We start from the raw sequence: 21219 nt of genomic DNA on the forward strand, positions 1-21219 counted from the left end.
GGTGATTAACCGTCAGCAGTTATTTATTGTGCTGTCAAGGGTGGCGTCCGGTTACCTCAATGTAAATATCTGCGATTTTCAAGGTTCATCTGAGCCTATTTTTTTGACTCAGTTTTTTCATAGATCATTTGACACTATCTCCCCTGACCACCATTATACTAGATTCCATGGCATTTAGAAAGATTTAGTAGTCCCTGTTTGCCTTCATAGCAACTTTTCTGTCATACATAGCTCTGTCAGCTCTCTTAAATACATCGTTGACTGTTTTATCAAGATCTTTATCAAACTTTGCATAACCAATAGCTGCAGATATCTTTTCCCAGGGCTTAAGTGAGCTGTCCTCAGAAATCTGCCACAGCTGATAGTTAAAGTTTTCTATTCTCTTATCGATCTTTTTATAGTCCTTGTTTTTAAGGATTACTACAAACTCATCTCCGCCAATACGAAAGACCTGAGAGCGCTTAAATATGTCACAGATAAGACCGCTAAGCTTTCTGATGGTAATGTTACCATTTTCATGACCGTAAGTATCATTTATCTTCTTAAGGAAATTAAGATCTATCATGGCTATGCCAAACTCATTAAGACCTTCAGACAGTTCCTCTTCAAGCATCTGAATCTCTTCTTCGTAAGCACGTCTGTTCCATACGCCAGTAAGTGTATCCTTGACCGCAAGCTCCTCCATGGTATTGGCTTTCTTTTCAGTCTCTTCTATAGCAACTTTAGCATCCATAAGCGCGTTGATATTGGCGTTCATGTCTTTTTCCATCTGCTTCATTGACAAAAGCAGCTGCGAAATCTCGTCATTGTTCCTGACTTCAAGCTTTTCAAATGCGTGATGAACTGCTTCAGTACTCTCTGAACAATAGTTTTTGGCAGTATTTGTAAGTAGCACAACTGGTTCAACAACATTCCGGCTTACCTGCCAAAGCGACACTCCAAGTAAGAGAACAGTAATGATAACCATCACAGTTGAAGCAACAAGAACATAATCAAGGGCCTTACCTTTGATCTCATTCATAGAAATATCAACACACACATAAGCGATCACTTTTCCATCCAGCATTACAGGTGATCCTGCTGAAACAAGCCATCCGTAGGCATCTTCATTGGTAATTGTAGTAGGGACAGAATAACCTGCTTCATCAGGCCAAAATCCATCCTCGTAAGAGTCCACACATCCAGGAGGACATATGTTCTCATAGGCTCCATCTATTATGTAGATCGCATGTTTTTCAGGAACATTAAACTGCATGATATAAAAACAGTTGACCTGAAAAATGTCCTGGTAAGTCCTTAGTTTCTTTCGAAGCCTGTGGTAAACCGGAAGCTGTTCAATACCCTCGTAGTTATCCATGTACTCTTTCCATTTGCTTGACCCCCAGTCGTCACTGGACACTACGGTGTCAACATTTTCATATATACCCATGACCTGGCCGGTAAGTTCTTTGACGTCTTCTGGGTCAAGAGCAGTGACTACCGCCTTGGTCATCTGTTCTGCTTTGCTCATATATTCCTTGTCAACAATATCCGCTGCAATTGCATTGACAAGTACTACTGCCAGCACTCCGATCAAAAGGCATATAACTACAACGCCTATGGACAGTTTTAATTTCAAGGACATGAAAGGCTTGTTTTTCACGTTCTACATGCTCCAATTCAAAAAAAGTTTATTGTCTTTTCATAAAAATATACTGTAGTAAGCATATTCTATCAAGTAAATTATGATAATATATAATAGTATATATTTTATCGTCATGTCGTACTAGCTTTTTCTGTAAAGTCACTAAAAGGGTGAAAAATATGGAAAAATTAACTTACGAATATCTAAAGGGAATTTCAAACCTCTCACCAATTGCCTGTGCCATTCTTTCAGTTCAGAAAAAACCCGACGGACGCTGCGGCGAAATAAGATTCTTTGCCATCAACGACGTGTTCAAAAGAAATTACTATGACCTGTTTGCTGAAAACGAGGCCGGTGACAAACCAGGATTTGATGACTTTGAAAAGACCATAGAGGGTATGCTCTATACAGCCCACCTTCCAAAAGAGCCTAATTTTGAGGACATCTGCTTTAGATGTGCCTGGGGCGGAGAATTCATAAACACCTATGTGGACACCACCAAAATGTATGGATTCTGGACTCAGGATATCATGTATCCAATTGTTGGCGAATCTGACAGACCAGATATCCGCTACTGTTCTTTTAACTATACTTTAAATAAAGAGATGGATACCGGTAAGTTTGCCACTGTTTCTCCTGACATTGCAAGCTTTGTCATAAAAGCCTGTCTTGAGCTTAGAGGAGACAATGACTTTGAGACCAGTATGCAAAAGGTCTGCGGCGATATCCGTGAATTCTCAGATGGATATGCCTGCAGCATCCTTACCATAGACAAGGATTTTCGTACGTTTAATGTAATATGTGGAGATGTTCGTAATCACGAGCTTGATATCAAAAAGGTCTTCTCAGAGTTCCCTTATGAGATTGTCGAAAGCTGGGAATACGTTCTTGCCGAAACCAATATAATCATCATCAAAGATGCCAATGACATGAACTTTATTGAGACTAAAGCTCCTGAATGGGTAAAGACCTTAAGAGATTACAACGTCGAGAGCCTGTGCCTTGTTCCATTCATACATCGAAAAGAGATCCTTGGATATCTGTATATCACCAACTTTGATGTTGAACATTTCAGCAGAGTAAAAGATACCCTTGAACTTGTGACCTTCTTCCTTACAGCAGAAGTTGCAAACCACCTCTTCCTTGAAAGGCTTGAGTACCTAAGTAACGTAGACATGCTGACAGGTGTTTACAACCGTAACTGCATGAACATCAACGTTGATGAGCTGTCTCTTAAGCTGGAGTTTAATCCTAAGCCATTTAGTGTTGCGTTCTGCGACCTTAATGGTCTTAAGACAGTTAATGACAATGGAGGCCATGACACTGGCGACAAGCTCCTTGTGTATGCGGCCGAAGTTCTTAAGGAAGTATTTACAGACGACAAGATATTCAGAGCTGGCGGCGATGAATTTACTATCATCTCCTTCAGCCCCAAGTTTGAATTTGAAGAAAAGATAAAGCTCCTTAGAGAAAAGGCCTGCGATCCGGAATGGCTGTACTTCGCCATCGGTTACTATCACGATGAGGATACTGGAAACTTAAGGCTTGCCATGAGATATGCAGACGAGGAAATGTATAAGGATAAGGATAAATTCTACAAGAAGTATCCTGATAAACGCAGATAAAAATTAACGCCCTGGAATAGCTCCAGGGCGTTTTGATATTCACAAGGATGTTCGGCTCTCGCGCAGAGCGCTCGCCCGAACGACCATACTCACTAGGTTCGAAAGAACCTCACCAAGTGATTATGGTCAGAACTTACCAGCCTTTGCAGCCTCTTCGATAGAAACGGCTGTTGAAACTGTCATACCAACCATAGGGTTGTTACCAGCGCCGATAAGACCCATCATCTCAACGTGTGCAGGAACTGATGAAGAACCAGCAAACTGAGCATCTGAGTGCATACGTCCCATTGTATCTGTCATACCATAGGAAGCTGGGCCAGCTGCCATGTTATCTGGGTGAAGTGTACGTCCTGTACCGCCGCCTGAAGCAACTGAGAAGTACTTCTTGCCAGCCTCTGTACGCTCCTTCTTGTAAGTACCAGCTACTGGATGCTGGAATCTTGTAGGATTGGTTGAGTTACCTGTGATAGATACATCAACGTTCTCCTTCCACATGATAGCAACACCTTCCTGTACGTCGTTAGCGCCGTAGCAGTTAACCTTTGCACGAGGTGAATTAGCATCCTTAGAGTAGCACTTTCTGAATACTTCCTTTACCTCACCTGTGTAGTAATCATACTCTGTCTCAACATATGTAAATCCGTTGATACGGGAAATAATCTGAGCTGCGTCTTTTCCAAGACCGTTAAGGATAACTCTAAGAGGTTTCTGACGAACCTTGTTAGCCTTCTCTGCGATACCGATAGCACCCTCAGCTGCTGCGAATGACTCGTGACCAGCAAGGAATGCGAAGCACTCTGTATCCTCTTCAAGAAGCATCTTACCAAGGTTACCATGTCCAAGACCAACCTTACGACGATCAGCAACTGATCCAGGGATACAGAAAGCCTGAAGTCCGATACCGATTGCTGCAGCAGCCTCAGAAGCCTTGCGGCAGTTCTTCTTGATAGCGATAGCTGCACCTACTGTGTAAGCCCACTTAGCATTCTCAAAGCAGATAGGCTGAATGCCCTCGATAAGGCTGTATACATCGATGCCAGCGTTCATTGTGATTTCTTTACATTCTTCGATAGAAGAAATCCCATACTCCTTAAGGCAAGCCAGAATCTGGGGCTCTCTTCTTTCATATGATTCAAATAAAGCCATTTTATTATTCCTCCTTACCTATTATTCATGTCTTGGGTCAATGCACTTAACAGCATCATTAACACGTCCGTACTGACCCTTAGCTTTTTCAAGAGCTGTGTTAGCATCATCTCCGGCCTTGATGAAGTCCATCATCTTGCCAAAGTTAACATACTTGTATCCGATAATCTCATCGTTCTCATCAAGAGCGACATCTGTGATATATCCATCAGTAAGCTCAAGGTAACGAGGTCCCTTCTCAAGTGTTCCGTAGGTTGTACCAACCATTGAACGATTGCCCTTACCAAGATCCTCAAGACCAGCACCGATCTGAAGTCCGTCCTCAGAGAATGCAGACTGTGTACGTCCGTAAACGATCTGAAGGAAGAGCTCTCTCATAGCTGTGTTGATAGCATCGCACACAAGGTCGGTATTAAGAGCCTCAAGAACTGTAAGACCAGGAAGGATCTCAGAAGCCATAGCTGCTGAATGTGTCATTCCTGAGCATCCGATTGTCTCTACAAGTGCTTCCTGAATAATTCCGTCCTTGACGTTAAGAGAAAGCTTGCAGGCACCCTGCTGAGGAGCACACCAGCCAATACCATGTGTATAGCCTGAAATGTCCTTAATTTCTTTTGACTTAACCCACTTTGCTTCTTCCGGAATGGGAGCTGCGCCATGGTGTACCCCTTGTGTTACAGGGCACATGTTTTTTACCTCTGTTGAGTAAATCATGTGAAAATCTCCTTTCGTATTGTAAAGTAATATCTGATTACTTACTCACAAAATGTCGAGCCGTGGCCCGTGCAACTTATATTCTCGCATAAACAGCCGCTTATTTCAATGGTTATGATATATTTTTAACAGATTTTTTAGGAGCTTTGTAGTTTTTGGCTACATAGTCAAATCTTGGCTTTAACAGGTTCCTGTAATCGTTGTCTTTAACCATATTGGTTCTTTTTGTGACAAAATCATTAAGCTTTGACAGGTACTCATCCTCTGAGATGCTGCCATCAGCCACTCCTGTAAGTCCCTTCTCCCAGCTGGCCGTAAGCGCCGGGTTAAGCATTGGCTTCATGGAAAGAGCTACTGTCTCATAGATCATCTCTCCCATCTGTGTGGGTGTTATGATCTGAGTCTTTTTGTTGAGGCTAAGGTACTTGTTATTCACAAGCTTTGTAAGGATTCCAGCTCTTGTTGCGCTGGTTCCAATTCCAGAGCCCTTGATCTGGCTTCTAAGCTCCTCATCCTCAATGAACTGTCCTGCATTTTCCATGGTAAGGATGATAGTTCCTGAATTGTAGCGCTTTGGAGGCTTGGTCTCCCCTTCTTTTATCTCAAAGTTCTCGATGGTAAGTTCATCTTTTTTCTTTAGCTTTTTAAGATACTCAAAGAGTTCTTCGTCAGTGACGGTCTGCTCTTCTTCTTTGTCGGAACCGCCTTCCGCATCTTCATCCTGCTTGTTTTGCTTCCTGGCAGCCGCATCCTCATTTTTCTTAAAGAAGGAGTAGTCCATTACGTGAAGATACCCTTTGCCTGTAAGGATCTTGAAGTTTGAAAAGAAATGTTCAAGTCTTCCCTCTGCCTTCTGATTGGGAAGAGAAAGCTCAAGAGCAATCTTCTGGTATGTTGCAGGGGGATAAAATACTGCAAGGAATCTTCTTACTATGATCTCATAGACCTTCTGAGCTGTGGGACTTAAGGATGAAAGCGCAGATAGTCCCTGTCCTGTTGGAATAATGGCATAGTGGTCTGTAATGGCCTTGTCATTTACATATCTTGTCTTTCCTATGTTCTTGTAAGCCTCGTGCTGAATTATTGACTTGGCAAAGATGGCACAGGGCTCATAATTCAATATCCCACTTATGTTTTTATCTATCACCTTGGCAATGGCGCTGGACATCACCCTTGCATCAGTTCTTGGATAGGTTGTGAGCTTTTTCTCGTAGAGCTCCTGGGCAATAGCCAGAGTCTCATCCGGATTTATCTTAAAGAACCTTGAGCAGTCATTTTGAAGCTCTGCAAGGTTATAAAGAAGAGGTGCATTCTTTACTTCTTTCTTGCTGTCGCACTTTTCTACTACTGCCTTAATATCTCCCAAAGAGCCCTTGACCTCATCTATAAGTGAAATGGCACTCTCTTTTGCCTTAAAGCCCTTTTCACTGTACAAAAGAGGCGATGAATCATAGTGGGAGTCAGGAGTTACTCTCCACTCACAGTCACAGGTTTTACCATTTATTGAGGCTCCCGCCACAACTCTGTAGAAAGGAGTTTTTACAAAGTCCCTTATTTCTCTCTCCCTGTCCACCACAATTCCAAGGACGCAGGTCATTACACGGCCCACAGATATTACGCACTTATCAAGTCCCAAGTAGTTTTTGATGGAGTAAGCGTAGCGAAGAGTCAGCGCCCTTGAGAAGTTGATACCCATAAGGTAGTCCTCTTTCGCCCTAAGGAACGCAGACGCTCCAAGGTTATCATACTCAGAGTCATCCTTGGCCTCTCTTATGCCCCTTAGGATCTCTTCCTCAGTCTGGGAGTCGATCCATACTCTTTTGCGGACCTTGCCCTTTACACCTGCCTGCATGTCAACAAGACGATATATATATTCACCTTCTCGTCCTGAGTCAGTGCATATATATATCGTGTCAACATCGTCTCTATTAAGTAATCCCTTGACTATTCTGAATTGTTTGGAGACATTCCCGATAACTTCGTACTTGTAAGTATCAGGAATGAATGGAAGTGTGTCAAAAGCCCATCTTCCATACTTGGAATCATAGGCCTCCGGGTAACTCATTGTTACCAGATGTCCCACACACCATGTGACGATGGCCTCATCTGATTCGAGGTAGCCATCTTTTCTTTGAAAATTTATCTTCAGGGCACTGGCAAAAGCCTGTGCCACACTTGGTTTCTCCGCAATATAAACCGATTTATTAGCCATTCGTTAGTTCATCTATTCCTATCAGCTTAAGCTTGGACCCTGGCTTAAGAGATGCATCCAAAAGCCACTCGTCAAAACCTGTAGTTGAAAAGAGATAGATCAGATCTCCCTCAAGTCTTGCTTTTTTAGCACAGTCTTCAAGCTTCAAAAGGTCCTCATGAGTGATCTGACGTTGCCATGCACAGATACCTATGGCAGTATCTCCCATATCGCTCTGGGCAATGATATCAATGTTGCCGTCCTTACCTATCCATTCGCCCTCATCTCCAATCTCAAATGGAAGAAGGCCTCTCTCTTCAAGCCTTAGAACGTATTCCCTGCAGACGCCCTTAAAGAACTCATTTGCATAACTTGAAATTCCTGCAGATATAAATATATCATAAAATTTATCTGCCGGCATCATACGAAGGCTGCTCTCATTTGGAAAAATGAATCTGAAATAAAAGTATATAAGTGGATCTGCTATCTTGTAGACGCCCTTTTTGACATTCTCTCTTCCAGCATTTCCAAAGGAATAAGCCTTATAGGCAAAGTCATGATGTATAAGCGTCTTTAGATATACAGATATCTTGGCTCTTGAAAATCCCGTAGCATGATACAGATCGTTTAGCTTATTGACCCCAGATGCCATTTCAGAAAGGATGGTGTGATAGACTGATGTCTCCCTTAGGCTGTACTCAGTAAGGCGCAGCGCCTCTCCAAAAAGAAATGAACCGGGATCTAAAATATTCTTGCAGACATTCTCCTTAAAAGACAAGGTGTCATCAAAGTATCTCCAAAGCCCTGTCTGTCCCCCAAGAACAGAATATGTAAGAACTGCATCCCTGTAGGGCATATTCTTAAAGTAGCTTCTTAGCTCCGAAAATGGCAGAGGCTTGATCTTGCGAAATCCTGCAATATTTGCAGAAAGAGATCCAAGAGTTGCCACCATACTGTTTTCAACCCAGGACACATCACTGCTTACCAAAAGGACCAGTATCTGCCTGAATTTGCCATTTCCCTCCATAAAAGAAACCAGCTCTTTCATAAAGGTAGCGGAGTTTTTGATTATGTACTCAAAGTTTTTTACAACAAAAATAAGGGGGAATCTACCACCTGTACCAATGCTGGTATTAAAGATGTCTGTGTAGGTCATCTCCTTGCCAGCCTTGTCCCCTCTTTCCATTAGCTCTTTTGACCACAAGCGGATCTGTTCCTTCTCAGAAACACTTCTTGCGGTGTAAAAGACATTTCGCCTGTTTTCTATGAACTTAAAAAGGAGTGAGTCCTGCTCCACATTCCTGTGTCCATAGACCACAAGAATATTGGAGCGTCCACTCTCATAAAATCTGTTTAAAAAAGCTAAATCGATTTTTCTAAGCTCTTCCATAAATCCCACGTTTTACGAATTATTTTTTGTTGATGTAGCCACTTGCCTTAAGAAGCTCAGCGCACTCAACAGCGCCGCCGGCAGCGCCACGAAGTGTGTTGTGAGAAAGACCAACAAATTTCCAGTCGTAGATAGTATCCTCTCTAAGTCTTCCGATACTTACACCCATACCGCCTTCATAGTTAACATCAAGTGTAACCTGAGGTCTGTTGTCGTCCTGCATGTACTGGATGAACTGCTTTGGAGCGCTTGGAAGCTGAAGCTTCTGTGGAAGTCCTGAGAAGTTCTCAAGCTTTTCAATGAGCTGCTCTTTTGTAGGATTCTTTTTAAACTTAACAAATGCTGCTGCAGTGTGACCGTAAAGGACAGGGATCCTGATGCACTGGCATGTGATCTTAACATCATCAGCAGGTACGATAACTCCGTTCTCAATCTTGCCCCAGATACGAAGAGGCTCTTTTTCTGACTTCTCTTCCTCTCCTGAGATGAATGGGATCACGTTGCCTACCATCTCTGGCCACTCTTCGAAGTTCTTGCCTGCACCTGAGATAGCCTGGTATGTTGTAGCAACAACCTCATATGGCTCAAACTCTTTCCAAGCTGTGAGAGCTGGAGTATAGCTCTGAATCGAGCAGTTTGGCTTAACAGCGATGAAGCCCTTGGTTGTGCCAAGTCTCTTTTTCTGATACTCAATAACATCCATGTGATCAGGGTTGATCTCAGGAATGATCATTGGAACGTCAGGTGTCCATCTGTGGGCTGAGTTGTTGGAAACAACAGGAGTCTCAGTCTTTGCATACTCTTCCTCGATGGCCTTGATCTCGTCCTTAGACATGTTAACTGCTGAAAGAACAAAATCAACATCCTCAGAAACGCCCTTAACATCAGTAACGTCCTTGATAACAATGTTCTTAACAGAGTCTGGCATAGGATTTTCCATCTTCCATCTTTTACCAACAGACTCCTCATAAGTCTGACCAGCTGAACGAGGGCTTGCTGCGATAGTTGTTACCTCAAACCATGGGTGGTTCTCAATGATAGAGATGAACCTCTGTCCAACCATTCCCGTTCCGCCAAGAACTGCTACCTTTAATTTGTCGCTCATAATAGTTACTCCTCCTACTTGTATATGAATGTGTATTTCTTACATTAACTTAAAGCCCATGAGAAATGCTTCATTTTCAGTAATAACTCTCATCATGGCTTCTTTGCTTGGTGCTCCAATGGTAAGTCTCTTCTCAACGCAGGTCTTAAGACTTATTGCGTCGTAAATATCCTCTTCAAAAAGCTCTGAGAATCTCTTAAGCTCCGAAAGTCTAAGGTCATCTATTGCGCATTCTTTATCGATACAATAAAGAACCAGCTGACCAATAACAGAGTGGGCATCTCTAAATGGCATCCCCTTATTGACCAGGTAATCTGCAGCATCTGTTGCATTGGTAAAGCCCTTGGATGCACTCTTTTCCATGTTTTCCTTATTAAACTTCAAGGTTTTCAGCATATCTGTATAGAGCGTGACGCAGTGTTTTACTGTATCCATGGCATCAAAGGCTGCCTCCTTGTCCTCCTGCATATCCTTGTTGTATGCAAGAGGAATGCCCTTCATGGTAGTAAGAAGTGACATAAGATCGCCATAGACTCTTCCGGTCTTGCCCCTTACAAGCTCAGCAATATCAGGGTTCTTTTTCTGTGGCATGATGCTACTGCCTGTGGAATATGCATCGTCTATCTCAACAAACCTGTACTCGTTGCTGTTCCAGATAATGATCTCCTCTGAGAGCCTTGATAGATGCATCATTATGGTGGAAAGAGCTGACAGATACTCTATCAGGTAATCCCTGTCAGAAACTGAGTCCATGCTGTTTAAGGTGGGTCCGTAAAAATCAAGGAGCGTAGCGGTATATACTCTGTCAAGTGGATATGTGGTCCCTGCCAGGGCTCCAGCTCCAAGTGGACAATAGTTCATTCTTGTGTAGATGTCCTTCATCCTAAGGAGATCTCTTTTAAACATCTCATAGTAGGCCCCGAAGTGATGAGCCAGAGTAACTGGCTGAGCCTTCTGAAGATGAGTAAAACCTGGCATATAGGTGTCAAGGTTGTCCTTCATGATACCGGATATGGTCCTAAGCAGATTTTTAAGAAGCTCCGCCATCTGCTCAACTTCATCCCTTGCATAAAGCCTCATATCAAGAGCAACCTGATCGTTCCTGCTCCTGCCTGTGTGGACTTTCTTGCCAGCATCGCCAATCCGCTCTATGAGATTGGCTTCTAAAAAGCTGTGAATATCTTCGTACTTATCAGTTATTACAAGTTTACCATCTTTCACATCGGAAAAGATGCTGTCAAGTCCCTTAATAATGTCATCTTTTTCCGCTTCTGTGATGATTCCCTGTTTTGCAAGCATTGTGGCATGAGCTTTGCTGCCTCTTACGTCAACCTCCAGAAACCTTTGATCAAACCCGATAGAAGCATTGAAATTCCATGCCAGTTCATTGATACTTCCGGTAAATCTTCCGCCCCATAGCTGTGCCATACTGTATTCTCCATTACTGCAACGTGATAAAGTCAAAAAAATTATAATCCAAACTTAACATACAAATGATTTTAACACAACTGTGCTTTTATACAAAAAAAACTGCCAGAGAATTCTCTGGCAGTACATTTTTACTATTATGATCAGATTATGACGATGTTCTCACGCTCCCCGTCGGTCTTTATTATCATCTGGTCGTAGGTTTTTCTGTCGGTATCAAACTTGTAGATAACTCCCGCGATCACAAAGATAGAGTTGGCGTAGGCCATTTCTGTGATTATAGCCTGAGCCCTGTATCCCTTATTTATCTCTTCTTCCAGCGAAAGCATCTCTTTCTCAAGCTCTTTTATTCTTGTTTCTTTGGTGGCAGCTGCAGCATTTATCTTAACTTTCCACTGCAAAAACTGTCTGTCGCCGCCTCCAACCTCTTTAAGCCTGTCCTTCTCTTTGTTGAGCGTCTCAAGCTGTTCCTGCTCCCTGCTGATAGTCTTCTTAGTCTGATTAAATCTAGCAAGGACATTGGAATTAACGCCAAGGTTTATTATGGTCTTGGCTCCTGCCTTGTTACCAACAGAGGCTGCTTCTATTCCAAATAGGCTGTTTATGGTACCGCCGTACATCATACCGGTTCTTCCAAGGGTCCTTACCCAGCCTTTTGACTCCACCTTGCAGTTGATAAAATAATTGGCAGATATGTCTTTTCCAACTATGGTAGCTCCTTCAAAATACTTGGCTGTTATATCGCCCTCGGCGCGAATGCTTCCTCTGATAGGACAGGTCACACCACCCTTTATCACTATATTTCCGCCAGCCGTTACATCAGAGCTCTCAAGATGTCCTCCTATGATAACATCTCCAGTTGCCTCTATTATGCTACCAGAATAGACATCATGAGCTACAAAGACAGTACCATCATATTTGATCCTCTTGTCTGTGATCCTTACTTCCTCTACTGCAAGGAGCTTTGTGATCTCAACTTTTCCATCCACCATCCTGACAGCGCCGGAATAAGTTGCAACATAGCTCACTCTGTCACTTAGGATCATAAAGCCAGTACCCTTGAGGATAGGTATTTCTTTTCCGGGCGTAGCCTTAAGGAAAGTTCCAAAAACGTCATATCCATCAACGCCCTTTGAAGCCTTATGGTATTCAGCGATCTTATCTCCCACCTTTACAGACTGAAGATATTTGATGTTATCAAGGTTCACAGAGCCATCCTTTAAAAGCTCAGGCTCCTCCTTTACCTCAGTATCAAAATAGAAGGTGTAATGACCATTGGCACCATTTATCACTTCTTTTCCTGATGCTACAAGTTCTCTTATTACTGATCTTCCCGCATTGGAAATCTTCTTTATAGCTTCCTTGTCAACACCATATATGACGCCGCATTTTTCCAGGAATTTAAGAAGGATATCTTCAGTGTACTTCTTGCCATCCATACGGTCAGGCAAAGTCAAAAAGCACTTCATATTGTTGTCTTCAAAGGCAATATAGGTATCCTTGTGAAGAATCATATCCTGTACAAAAACATCAGTTTCAGTTAACTGACCGGTTGGTGCACCTTCAGCCGCTGCCTGGTTTTCCGCAGCAATGGTCCTTTCGATATCGTAGCCGCCAGCCTCAAGTTTTTTCCTGATGCGCCGCATATCCCTGGCGGTGTACATCATTGAAGAGTATTTGCTGATATCAAGGCTTGCTTCGATACCTTTTCTTATCTCCCTCATCTGGTCAGCCTGATATAAAGGCTTCCTGTAAGGAGTTATGTCTATCTGGTGCTCAAGGCCCTTTCTCATCTCCTGCATCTGTTGCCAGCCATAGACAACATCTGCATATTGCTTTACATCAACGCCGCTCTCAAGGCCAAGCCTTATCTCTTTTATGGCGTCTCCTCGCATATCCCCGGAGATATAGTCGTCAATAGGGAGCCCTTCTTTGATTGCGAGTCTTACCTGTTCAAGCTGTTCCGCATCAAACCTGTCGTGGACGTATTTACTGATATCTATTTTTTCCACATAAGCCTTGTGCATCTGCTCAAGGATGTTGGCGTTATATCTTTCAAAAACAGATCTTTCAAATTTAAGGCCGTCTACTGCCGCATGCCTTACAACCCTCATCTTCATGAAGGGCACAGAAGGGTGGGCGTACATGGAAATGTCAATTCCGCTCTGAAGGCCTTTCCTTATTTCACGCATCTGCATGGAATCGAAGGCAGGATCAAGGTAAAAAACTACTGGCACCCCGCCATCTTTTGAAAGCCCAATGCGGATCTCTCTCATCTGGTCCGCAAAATACTCTTTTTTGGCATAAACAGAAACGTCAATGCCTTCCGAAATTCCCTTTCTTATCTCGGATAACTGCAAAAAATCAAACCCCTGCTTGCGATATTCAGACATATCTATGCCAGAATACATCTCAAGGCGCAGCTCTTCCATTGCAGTCCAGGACAAAGATGGATCCATGTATCTGGACACATCTACCTTATCTGCAATTCCCTTTCTGATCTCAGCAAGTTGAAGCGCGTTAAAATTAAGTGATCTTAGCTTATCTACATCAGCTCCAAACTGCTTGCAAATAGAAAGCTCTTTCTCGATAGCATTATCATCAAAAGAATCCAGTCCTGTATATGAACTTGAACTACTTGTTTTAGTCTCAGCAGTTGCCATATTATCCCTCAGTTTAACAATAGTTGTCTTACTATTCATTATAAAAATTGTTTCTCTATTGCGTCAATAAATAATCAATAAAACAGAGGATATTTTAGACAGATTTAATGAATTAAAATTCTATGGTATCCAATCCTTTTGTAAAAATGCACTATAAATTGACAGTATTGCCCTCATATATTAGACTAAATTAATAAGTATTATGTAAAAAGGTAGGGGAAAAAGTGAAGGATCTTAAAAACTTAATATTCTTTGAGAATCTGCTCCTTGAGGCAAACAATGAGCTGATCCAGAAGGCACAGTCAGAGGGGAAGATATGTGCCTGCTACACCTGTGAGAACACTCCTGAGGTGCTTCTCAATCTTGATGGCTGTTTTTCTGCACGTCTTCGTGCACCAAGAACAGGGTCTTTAGATATTTCCACGTATTATATGACAAGTTTCTTGTGCGAGTACTCTCGCGCCCTTTTAGAGCGCGCTATTGAGGGCGGCTATAACTTCGCAGACTGCATCATCACCCCGGATGGATGCTCAATGATGAACCGCTGCATAGAGAATATGGAGCTTCTTGAGGCTGTTGGAAAGGGAAAAGAGAATTTCTTTTTCGAATACATGGAAATCCCCATGAAGGCAGATGAAAACGGTCTTAACCTGTACGTACTACAGTGCAGAAACCATATCTTAAAGCCACTTTCTGAAAAGTACGGCATCGATACCTCCGACGCTGCTATCAGAAAGGCTGTTAAAGAGCACAATCGCATCTGTGAACTTATTCGTGCAATTGGCGATTATAGGAAAGAAGATAATCCAAGGATCACAGGCTATGAGTTTAACGTCATAACTCTGGCCACTTACGTCGCACCCAAGTATCTGATCGTGGACAAGCTTGAAGAGACTTTGGAGGAACTTAAAACAAGAGAACCTGACGAAGCAGGAAGGTTCAGAGCAAGAGTAATGGTTGTTGGTTCTGAAGTCGATGATACAGACTTTGTAAAACTCATTGAGGACTCCGGTGCATATGTATGCGCTGACAGATTCTGCTACGGCTCTCTTCCAGGAAGAAATCCTATTGTTCTAAATGATGAGGAAGATGCTCTTACTCAGATCTGTAGACAGTACATGAACAGAGGCGAGTGTCCCCGCTTCATGAACACTCAGAAAATGGATCACAGAAGGATCTATGTAGATGAACTTGCAAAAGAATACAAGGCAGACGGTATCATCTACGAGCAGATGAAGTTCTGCGACCCATGGGCCTATGAAAAGATGATGGGCTCACAGATACTCAGAAACAAATATGGCTATCCTGTCCTTGCAGTTGACAGACCATACAGCATTGGAACATCAGGTCAGATGCAGACCAGAGTCCAGGCTTTTGTTGAGAGTATAGAGATCAAAAAGATTCAGAGAGGTGAAGCGAATGGCTAAGCAGGTTGGCGCCGACAGATTAGGCGATTTTTATAAAGAAGGATCACGAGTTAGAAAGCGCCGTGAATGGCGTGGTCTCGTTGATACCATGTATGATTATTCCAGATGGCTTGGAATAATGATGACTCTTGGCAAGTTTGTAATGAAGCCAAGAAATGTAAAGGCAATGTTCCGCTACCGCTGGATGGCAAATTATCTGGCTGTTCCCATGATGGTAGACAGACATACTCAGGGACTTAGAGGCGAATACCTTCGCATCTGCCACGAGGAACAGGACCTTGTCATCAAGGATGTGGCAAATCTCTTGGATTCTCTTTTCAGAGGCGATAGAAGGATTGGCAATGACAAGAAGTTTTCAGATAAGGTAGTACTTGTTGACGAGAACGAGATGACAGCTGTAATGATGGGCTTTCCAACTCTTAAGTGCTTAAGCCGCGAAACTCCATCAACCTACGTATCAGTACTTCTCAATCAGCGTGCTGCCTGCCACTACATAGATGTAGCTCAGGAATTTGGCCTTGCAGGTGACGTATGTCCTATGCCTGAGGCTGAAGCCGGAGTTTCAATCGATGATGATGCTCCTATCCTTGGTGCCTGTGCTATCCAGTGTAACACCACCTGCGACGGGTCTCTTCTTGGAAATGGTGTTATCTCCCAGCGTCTTGAGCACGAGGATGGAATACCTGTGTTCCAGCTTGCTGCTCCTCTTCGTCACAGAGAGGATGACGTTCAGGAATACGCAGCCCAGGAGATCAGAAATGCCATCGCCTTCATCGAAAAGCACACAGGAGTAAAGTGGGACTGGGATGCATATTTCGAGTGTGCAAAGCGTGTCAACTACGCTACAAAGTGCCGCCAGGAATGGCTTGAGATGAACCGCACTCCTTACCCACAGGTATTTGGTTCAAACCTTGCTCTTTACACAGAGACCAACTACATGGCTATCTGCGGCAGAATTGCTGCCTTTGAGAAAGCCGATGCCAAGATCACCAAGCTTGCAAGACAAGCCTATGCAAAAAAGAAAATGGCAGCCAAGGAATATCGCCACCGCGCAATAGTTTGGGGTGTTCAGTCCCACTACTACATGGACTTCCTTGTTTGGCTTCTTAACTGCTGGGGAATCGTTCCTCTTACAGATATGCTCTCCATGGTATCAACAAAAGAGCTTGTAACCGAGGATACACCTGAAAACAGAGAACAGGCCATCTATGATATGGCATGGCTTACAGAAAATATGATCATGAGGAACAGAACCCACGGCGGTTACAAGGTTCTTCTTGATGAACTTTGGGAGTTTGTTGAGATGTTCAACGCAGACATGGTAATCCTTTGGGAGCACATGAGCTGCAAGGCCCTTGATGGAATGCACGGTCTCTTCGAAGAAAAGGCCCGTGAAAAAGGAATCCCTCTAGTATGGGTATCCCATGACCTGTTTGATCCACGTATCATCTCCCGTCAGGGCGTTCGTGATCAGATCAATTCCTTCATGAGAACTGTAATGCAGGAAGAGCCTATCGATCCATCACTGGAAATCCTGCCAGACGACCAGAGCTGGTAATATGATGAATTTGAAACACTTCTAATAAGTGTTTTCCAGGTTTAAATTATGAAAAACTAAGGAGTATCAATAAATATGTCTACATTTTTGCATGTACTAAAGATCATAGTAATTGTTATAGCTATTTTATTCGGAGTTACATTTACAGTTTACATCTTCAATCTGGATATGAAGCTCACAGCTGCTATCGAGCCATGGCTCCTCAAGCACTACGACAAAATTGACAGAGATCAGCATCTATAAATATCAAATATTACACAAAATGGGGATTGGCCAAACGGCCAATCCCCATTCTTTATCTGAGCAAGTCAGAATTATTTATTTCTGTTCTCTTTGTAAGCCTTGATAGCTGCGTCAACACCAGCCTTAAGTCCCTCGAGACCAGCCTTAGCAACATCTGCTGACTGATTAGCAAGATCCCTAGCGATCTCCTCAGCCTTCTTAGCTGCCTCTTCAAGCTTAGCCTTTGTCTCATCGTCTACGAAAGACTTCTTAGCATCATCACCGCAGTTGCAGCTCTTCTGTGCAGCCTTCTCAGCGATAGCAGCCTGAGCAGCAGCAAGACGAGCTACAGGTACACGGAATGGTGAGCATGATACATAGTCAAGACCAATCTTGTGGCAGAACTCAACTGATGAAGGATCTCCACCGTGCTCGCCGCAGATACCTACATGAAGTGAAGGGTTAACTGGCTTGCCGAGCTTGAGAGACATCTCCATAAGCTTACCAACACCTGTCTGGTCAAGCTTAGCAAATGGATCATTCTCGAAGATCTTTGTGTCGTAGTAAGCGTTAAGGAACTTACCAGCATCATCACGTGAGAAACCAAATGTCATCTGTGTAAGGTCGTTAGTACCGAAGCAGAAGAAATCAGCTTCCTTAGCGATCTCATCAGCTGTAAGAGCAGCTCTTGGGATCTCGATCATTGTACCAACTTCGTACTCAAGCTTAGCGCCTGCAGCAGCGATCTCAGCATCAGCTGTCTCTACTACTATCTTCTTAACATACTTAAGCTCTTTTACTTCACATACAAGAGGGATCATGATCTCAGGCTTAACGTTCCAGTCTGAGTGAGCCTTCTGTACTTCAAGTGCTGCACGGATAACAGCCTTTGTCTGCATCTTAGCAATTTCAGGATATGTGACTGCAAGACGGCATCCTCTGTGTCCCATCATAGGGTTGAACTCGTGAAGGGAATTGATGATAGCCTTGATCTCGTCTACGCTCTTGCCCTTAGCATCAGCAAGCTTCTTGATCTCGTCCTCAGTTGTAGGAACGAACTCGTGAAGAGGTGGATCAAGGAATCTGATTGTAACTGGGCATCCCTCAAGAGCTTCATAGAGCTGCTTGAAGTCGTTCTGCTGGTAAGGAAGAATCTTCTCAAGAGCAGCTTCTCTCTCTTCTACTGTATCTGAGCAGATCATCTCACGGAATGCAGCAATTCTGTCTTCCTCGAAGAACATGTGCTCTGTACGGCAAAGACCAATACCCTCAGCGCCAAGCTCTCTAGCCTTCTTAGCATCTGCAGGTGTATCAGCGTTTGTACGAACCTTAAGTCTTCTGAACTGATCAGCCCAAGCCATGATACGTCCAAACTCGCCAGCGATCTTAGCATCAACTGTTGCGATCTGTCCGTCATAGATGTTACCTGTTGTACCATCGATAGAAATGAAGTCTCCCTCGTGGAACTCTTTTCCAGCGAGTGTGAACTTCTTGTTCTCTTCGTCCATGTTGATGTCGCCACAACCTGATACGCAGCACTCACCCATACCACGAGCAACTACGGCAGCGTGTGATGTCATACCACCACGAACTGTAAGGATACCCTGAGCAGCCTTCATACCTGTGATATCTTCTGGAGATGTCTCAAGACGAACAAGAACTACCTTCTCGCCTCTCTCAGCCCAAGCTACAGCATCATCAGCTGTGAATACAACCTTACCACAAGCAGCTCCAGGTGAAGCGCCAAGACCCTTTCCGATAGGTGTTGCAGCCTTAAGAGCAGCAGCATCGAACTGAGGGTGAAGAAGTGTATCAAGGTTACGAGGATCGATCATTGCTACAGCTTCTTCTGGTGTCTTGTGTCCCTCATCAACAAGGTCACAAGCGATCTTAAGAGCAGCAGGAGCTGTTCTCTTACCGTTACGGCACTGAAGCATGTAGAGCTTCTTGTTCTCTACAGTGAACTCCATGTCCTGCATGTCATGGTAGTGATTCTCAAGAGTCTCACATACCTTAATGAACTCTGCATAAGCCTCTGGGAACTCCTTCTCCATCTGAGCGATTGGCATAGGTGTACGAACACCAGCAACTACGTCCTCACCCTGAGCGTTGATAAGGAACTCACCCATAAGCTTGTTCTCACCTGTTGCAGGGTCACGAGTAAATGCAACACCTGTACCAGACTCATTGTTAAGGTTACCGAATACCATAGGCATTACGTTAACAGCAGTTCCCCATGAGTATGGGATGTCGTTGTCACGACGATATACGTTAGCACGAGGGTTATCCCATGAACGGAATACAGCCTCGATAGCAAGCTTAAGCTGCTCTACAGGATCTGAAGGGAAGTCCTTGCCAAGCTGATTCTTGTACTCAGCCTTGAACTGCTCAGCCAGCTCCTTAAGATCTGCTGCTGTAAGGTCAACGTCAAACTTAACACCCTTCTTCTCTTTCATTGCATCGATAAGCTGCTCGAAGTACTTCTTACCAACTTCCATAACAACGTCTGAGAACATCTGGATGAAACGACGATATGAATCATATACGAAACGCTCAAAAGCAGGATCAGGATTGCCCTTGATCATTGCTGCTACAACCTCGTCGTTAAGACCAAGGTTAAGGATTGTGTCCATCATACCAGGCATTGATGCACGAGCGCCTGAACGAACTGAAACAAGGAGAGGATTCTGAAGATCACCAAACTTCTTGCCGTTGATCTCTTCCATCTTCTTAACGCCTTCCATAGCCTGAGCCATGATCTCGTCGTTAATCTTACGGCCATCCTCATAATACTGTGTGCAAGCCTCTGTTGTGATTGTGAATCCCTGAGGTACTGGAAGGCCAATGCTTGTCATCTCAGCAAGGTTAGCACCCTTACCACCGAGAAGGTTACGCATTGTCATGTCACCTTCGCTAAACATATAAACCCATTTGTTCGCCATGTTTTTACCTTTCTTACCGGCCTCTAGTCCGGTAACCTTTCATATGTACATTTATTTATAACTACCAATTTTGATAACGTGATCAATATTGGGAATTACCGATATGATTTCTTTTCCGGAATAAAGCTGTCAAAGATATAAATATCAAAGTCCTCTGTAGCCTTATCCAGCTGCTCCTGGCTCTTGATCGTCCAGGCTGCAGTCAGGCACTTATACAGATGCCTGTTGAGCCATAGTGATAAGCTCTTTGGATACTTCCTATTAAATGCTATAAAATCAGGCCTTGTCAGGAAGTTGAAAAACAGATGTGTCAAGCCAAAGTAAAGTACTGTATTAAACTCCTTAGGGTCCTCTTTATGGAATTCATCGGAAAGCTGTCCTCTCATAACATTTGGACGATTCTTCCTGTACCACAACACTCCTAAAGGATTAAAGGACTCTATGCAGTAAACTCCCTTATAATCGCTAAGGAGCTTGTCTACTGCAGGACATACAGAAAGGTCCTTAAGCTCAATCTTGAGTTCAACAATAAGTGGTACCCTTCCATCAACAAGCTCAAGAAAATCTTCAAACTTAGGAATCTTCTCATCAGAGCCAAGCAGATGAAACTGCTGCAGCTGTTCATAAGTGTAATTGCTGATCTTGCCTGGTACGGATACGGTGCCATCTTCATTTAATGGTCCATCTCCAATGGCCTGACCCTCAGCATATCTTGCTACTCTTTTTAATGTAAAATCATGAAAAATAACAGGGATACCATCTCTGGTCAGCTGCACATCACACTCGATGCCATATCCAGCCTCCACAGCCTTCTTAAAAGCTGCCATGGAGTTCTCCGGAGCATCTGAAGAGTTATCATGAAGTCCCCTGTGAGCATAAAGAACACTTATGTGTGGTCCTCTATCAGGTCTGCCTGTCATCCTGGGCATTATAATGAGCAGATACAAAACTGCTAAAATCCCCAAAATCACGCATAAACACTGAATTATTGACATTAAAACCACTTCCTAATTGATAAATTTGTAACTTGTCCGCCAACTATTTTACATTGGTTTTTATTTTAACGCAACTAATAAAGCGCTTACATGTTATAAAAAAGTATTAAATCGAAGCTAATCTTTATTAAATGTAGCGAAAAATGTATAATATTCACATAGTATTAAACTATAAAACGTATGAAAAAA

At 43.3% G+C, this 21219-nt stretch carries 14 protein-coding genes; 4 read left to right on the plus strand and 10 right to left on the minus strand.

Translation table 11 applies throughout. From position 1 onward, the window contains the following. Positions 1-184 precede the first annotated feature (184 nt). The gene (locus J6I68_RS04175; protein ID WP_292217726.1) at positions 185-1642 is read right to left on the minus strand and encodes a GGDEF domain-containing protein; all 1458 of its coding nucleotides are present in this window, start codon (positions 1640-1642) and stop codon (positions 185-187) included. Positions 1643-1803: 161 nt separating this feature from the next. Here J6I68_RS04175 and J6I68_RS04180 point away from each other — a divergent pair, with 161 nt between their 5' ends. Continuing rightward, on the plus strand, positions 1804-3249 hold the full coding sequence (locus tag J6I68_RS04180; RefSeq protein WP_292217727.1) for a sensor domain-containing diguanylate cyclase: 1446 nt from the start codon (positions 1804-1806) through the stop codon (positions 3247-3249). Between the two features lie 126 nt (positions 3250-3375). Here J6I68_RS04180 and J6I68_RS04185 read toward each other — a convergent pair whose 3' ends face one another. The 7 genes from J6I68_RS04185 to J6I68_RS04215 all read right to left on the minus strand — a co-directional run bounded on the left by J6I68_RS04185 (position 3376) and on the right by J6I68_RS04215 (position 13886). After that, the gene (locus J6I68_RS04185; RefSeq protein WP_292217728.1) at positions 3376-4395 is read right to left on the minus strand and encodes a GGGtGRT protein; all 1020 of its coding nucleotides are present in this window, start codon (positions 4393-4395) and stop codon (positions 3376-3378) included. Between the two features lie 21 nt (positions 4396-4416). After that, positions 4417-5109, minus strand: coding sequence for an iron-sulfur cluster assembly scaffold protein (locus tag J6I68_RS04190; protein WP_292217729.1), 693 nt, complete (start codon positions 5107-5109; stop codon positions 4417-4419). A 112-nt stretch (positions 5110-5221) separates the two neighbouring features. Further along, the gene (locus J6I68_RS04195; protein WP_292217731.1) at positions 5222-7321 is read right to left on the minus strand and encodes a DNA topoisomerase; all 2100 of its coding nucleotides are present in this window, start codon (positions 7319-7321) and stop codon (positions 5222-5224) included. After that, positions 7314-8690 (minus strand): ATP-binding protein, encoded by a 1377-nt coding sequence (locus J6I68_RS04200; protein ID WP_292217732.1) that lies wholly within the window; start codon positions 8688-8690, stop codon positions 7314-7316. Before J6I68_RS04200 ends, J6I68_RS04195 begins: the two co-directional genes overlap by 8 nt. Before the next feature lie 19 nt (positions 8691-8709). Further along, positions 8710-9795: an aspartate-semialdehyde dehydrogenase gene (gene asd, locus J6I68_RS04205; protein WP_292217734.1), complete on the minus strand. Its 1086-nt coding sequence runs from the start codon at positions 9793-9795 to the stop codon at positions 8710-8712. 39 nt (positions 9796-9834) lie between these two features. After that, complete coding sequence (gene argH / locus J6I68_RS04210; RefSeq protein WP_292217736.1) at positions 9835-11223, minus strand: argininosuccinate lyase; 1389 nt, start codon at positions 11221-11223, stop codon at positions 9835-9837. 143 nt (positions 11224-11366) lie between these two features. Next, entirely contained in the window at positions 11367-13886 is a 2520-nt protein-coding gene (locus J6I68_RS04215) for a DUF342 domain-containing protein (protein WP_292217738.1), read from the minus strand. A 224-nt stretch (positions 13887-14110) separates the two neighbouring features. On the opposite strand from J6I68_RS04215, the gene J6I68_RS04220 reads away from it, so the two are divergent. From J6I68_RS04220 to J6I68_RS04230, 3 genes are all read left to right on the plus strand, one after another. Further along, on the plus strand, positions 14111-15313 hold the full coding sequence (locus J6I68_RS04220; RefSeq protein WP_292217740.1) for a 2-hydroxyacyl-CoA dehydratase family protein: 1203 nt from the start codon (positions 14111-14113) through the stop codon (positions 15311-15313). Further along, complete coding sequence (locus J6I68_RS04225; protein ID WP_292217742.1) at positions 15306-16871, plus strand: 2-hydroxyacyl-CoA dehydratase family protein; 1566 nt, start codon at positions 15306-15308, stop codon at positions 16869-16871. The genes J6I68_RS04220 and J6I68_RS04225 overlap by 8 nt, the downstream gene beginning before the upstream one ends. A gap of 75 nt (positions 16872-16946) precedes the next feature. After that, positions 16947-17114 carry a hypothetical protein gene (locus J6I68_RS04230; RefSeq protein ID WP_292217744.1) on the plus strand — a complete coding sequence of 56 codons (168 nt, stop codon included), beginning with the start codon at positions 16947-16949 and terminating at the stop codon, positions 17112-17114. A gap of 71 nt (positions 17115-17185) precedes the next feature. Here J6I68_RS04230 and ppdK read toward each other — a convergent pair whose 3' ends face one another. Together ppdK and J6I68_RS04240 are read right to left on the minus strand one after the other, a co-directional pair. Next, the gene (gene ppdK, locus J6I68_RS04235; protein WP_292217745.1) at positions 17186-20035 is read right to left on the minus strand and encodes a pyruvate, phosphate dikinase; all 2850 of its coding nucleotides are present in this window, start codon (positions 20033-20035) and stop codon (positions 17186-17188) included. 95 nt (positions 20036-20130) lie between these two features. Next, the gene (locus tag J6I68_RS04240) at positions 20131-21030 is read right to left on the minus strand and encodes a glycerophosphodiester phosphodiesterase family protein (RefSeq protein WP_292217747.1); all 900 of its coding nucleotides are present in this window, start codon (positions 21028-21030) and stop codon (positions 20131-20133) included. Between the last annotated feature and the right edge of the window lie 189 nt (positions 21031-21219).

It is taken from the genome of Butyrivibrio sp. (assembly GCF_017940685.1).
In the GTDB taxonomy this organism is placed as follows: Bacteria; Bacillota; Clostridia; order Lachnospirales; family Lachnospiraceae; genus Butyrivibrio.

Excerpts from the sequence above, each read along its gene's own strand:
- J6I68_RS04180 (WP_292217727.1), top strand. The coding sequence starts at position 1,804 with ATGGAAAAATTAACTTACGAATATCTAAAGGGAATTTCAAACCTCTCA.
- J6I68_RS04215 (WP_292217738.1), bottom strand. The coding sequence starts at position 13,886 with ATGGCAACTGCTGAGACTAAAACAAGTAGTTCAAGTTCATATACAGGA.
- J6I68_RS04230 (WP_292217744.1), top strand. The coding sequence starts at position 16,947 with ATGTCTACATTTTTGCATGTACTAAAGATCATAGTAATTGTTATAGCT.
- ppdK (WP_292217745.1), bottom strand. The coding sequence starts at position 20,035 with ATGGCGAACAAATGGGTTTATATGTTTAGCGAAGGTGACATGACAATG.
- J6I68_RS04185 (WP_292217728.1), bottom strand. The coding sequence starts at position 4,395 with ATGGCTTTATTTGAATCATATGAAAGAAGAGAGCCCCAGATTCTGGCT.
- J6I68_RS04240 (WP_292217747.1), bottom strand. The coding sequence starts at position 21,030 with ATGTCAATAATTCAGTGTTTATGCGTGATTTTGGGGATTTTAGCAGTT.
- J6I68_RS04225 (WP_292217742.1), top strand. The coding sequence starts at position 15,306 with ATGGCTAAGCAGGTTGGCGCCGACAGATTAGGCGATTTTTATAAAGAA.
- argH (WP_292217736.1), bottom strand. The coding sequence starts at position 11,223 with ATGGCACAGCTATGGGGCGGAAGATTTACCGGAAGTATCAATGAACTG.
- J6I68_RS04190 (WP_292217729.1), bottom strand. The coding sequence starts at position 5,109 with ATGATTTACTCAACAGAGGTAAAAAACATGTGCCCTGTAACACAAGGG.
- asd (WP_292217734.1), bottom strand. The coding sequence starts at position 9,795 with ATGAGCGACAAATTAAAGGTAGCAGTTCTTGGCGGAACGGGAATGGTT.
- J6I68_RS04195 (WP_292217731.1), bottom strand. The coding sequence starts at position 7,321 with ATGGCTAATAAATCGGTTTATATTGCGGAGAAACCAAGTGTGGCACAG.
- J6I68_RS04200 (WP_292217732.1), bottom strand. The coding sequence starts at position 8,690 with ATGGAAGAGCTTAGAAAAATCGATTTAGCTTTTTTAAACAGATTTTAT.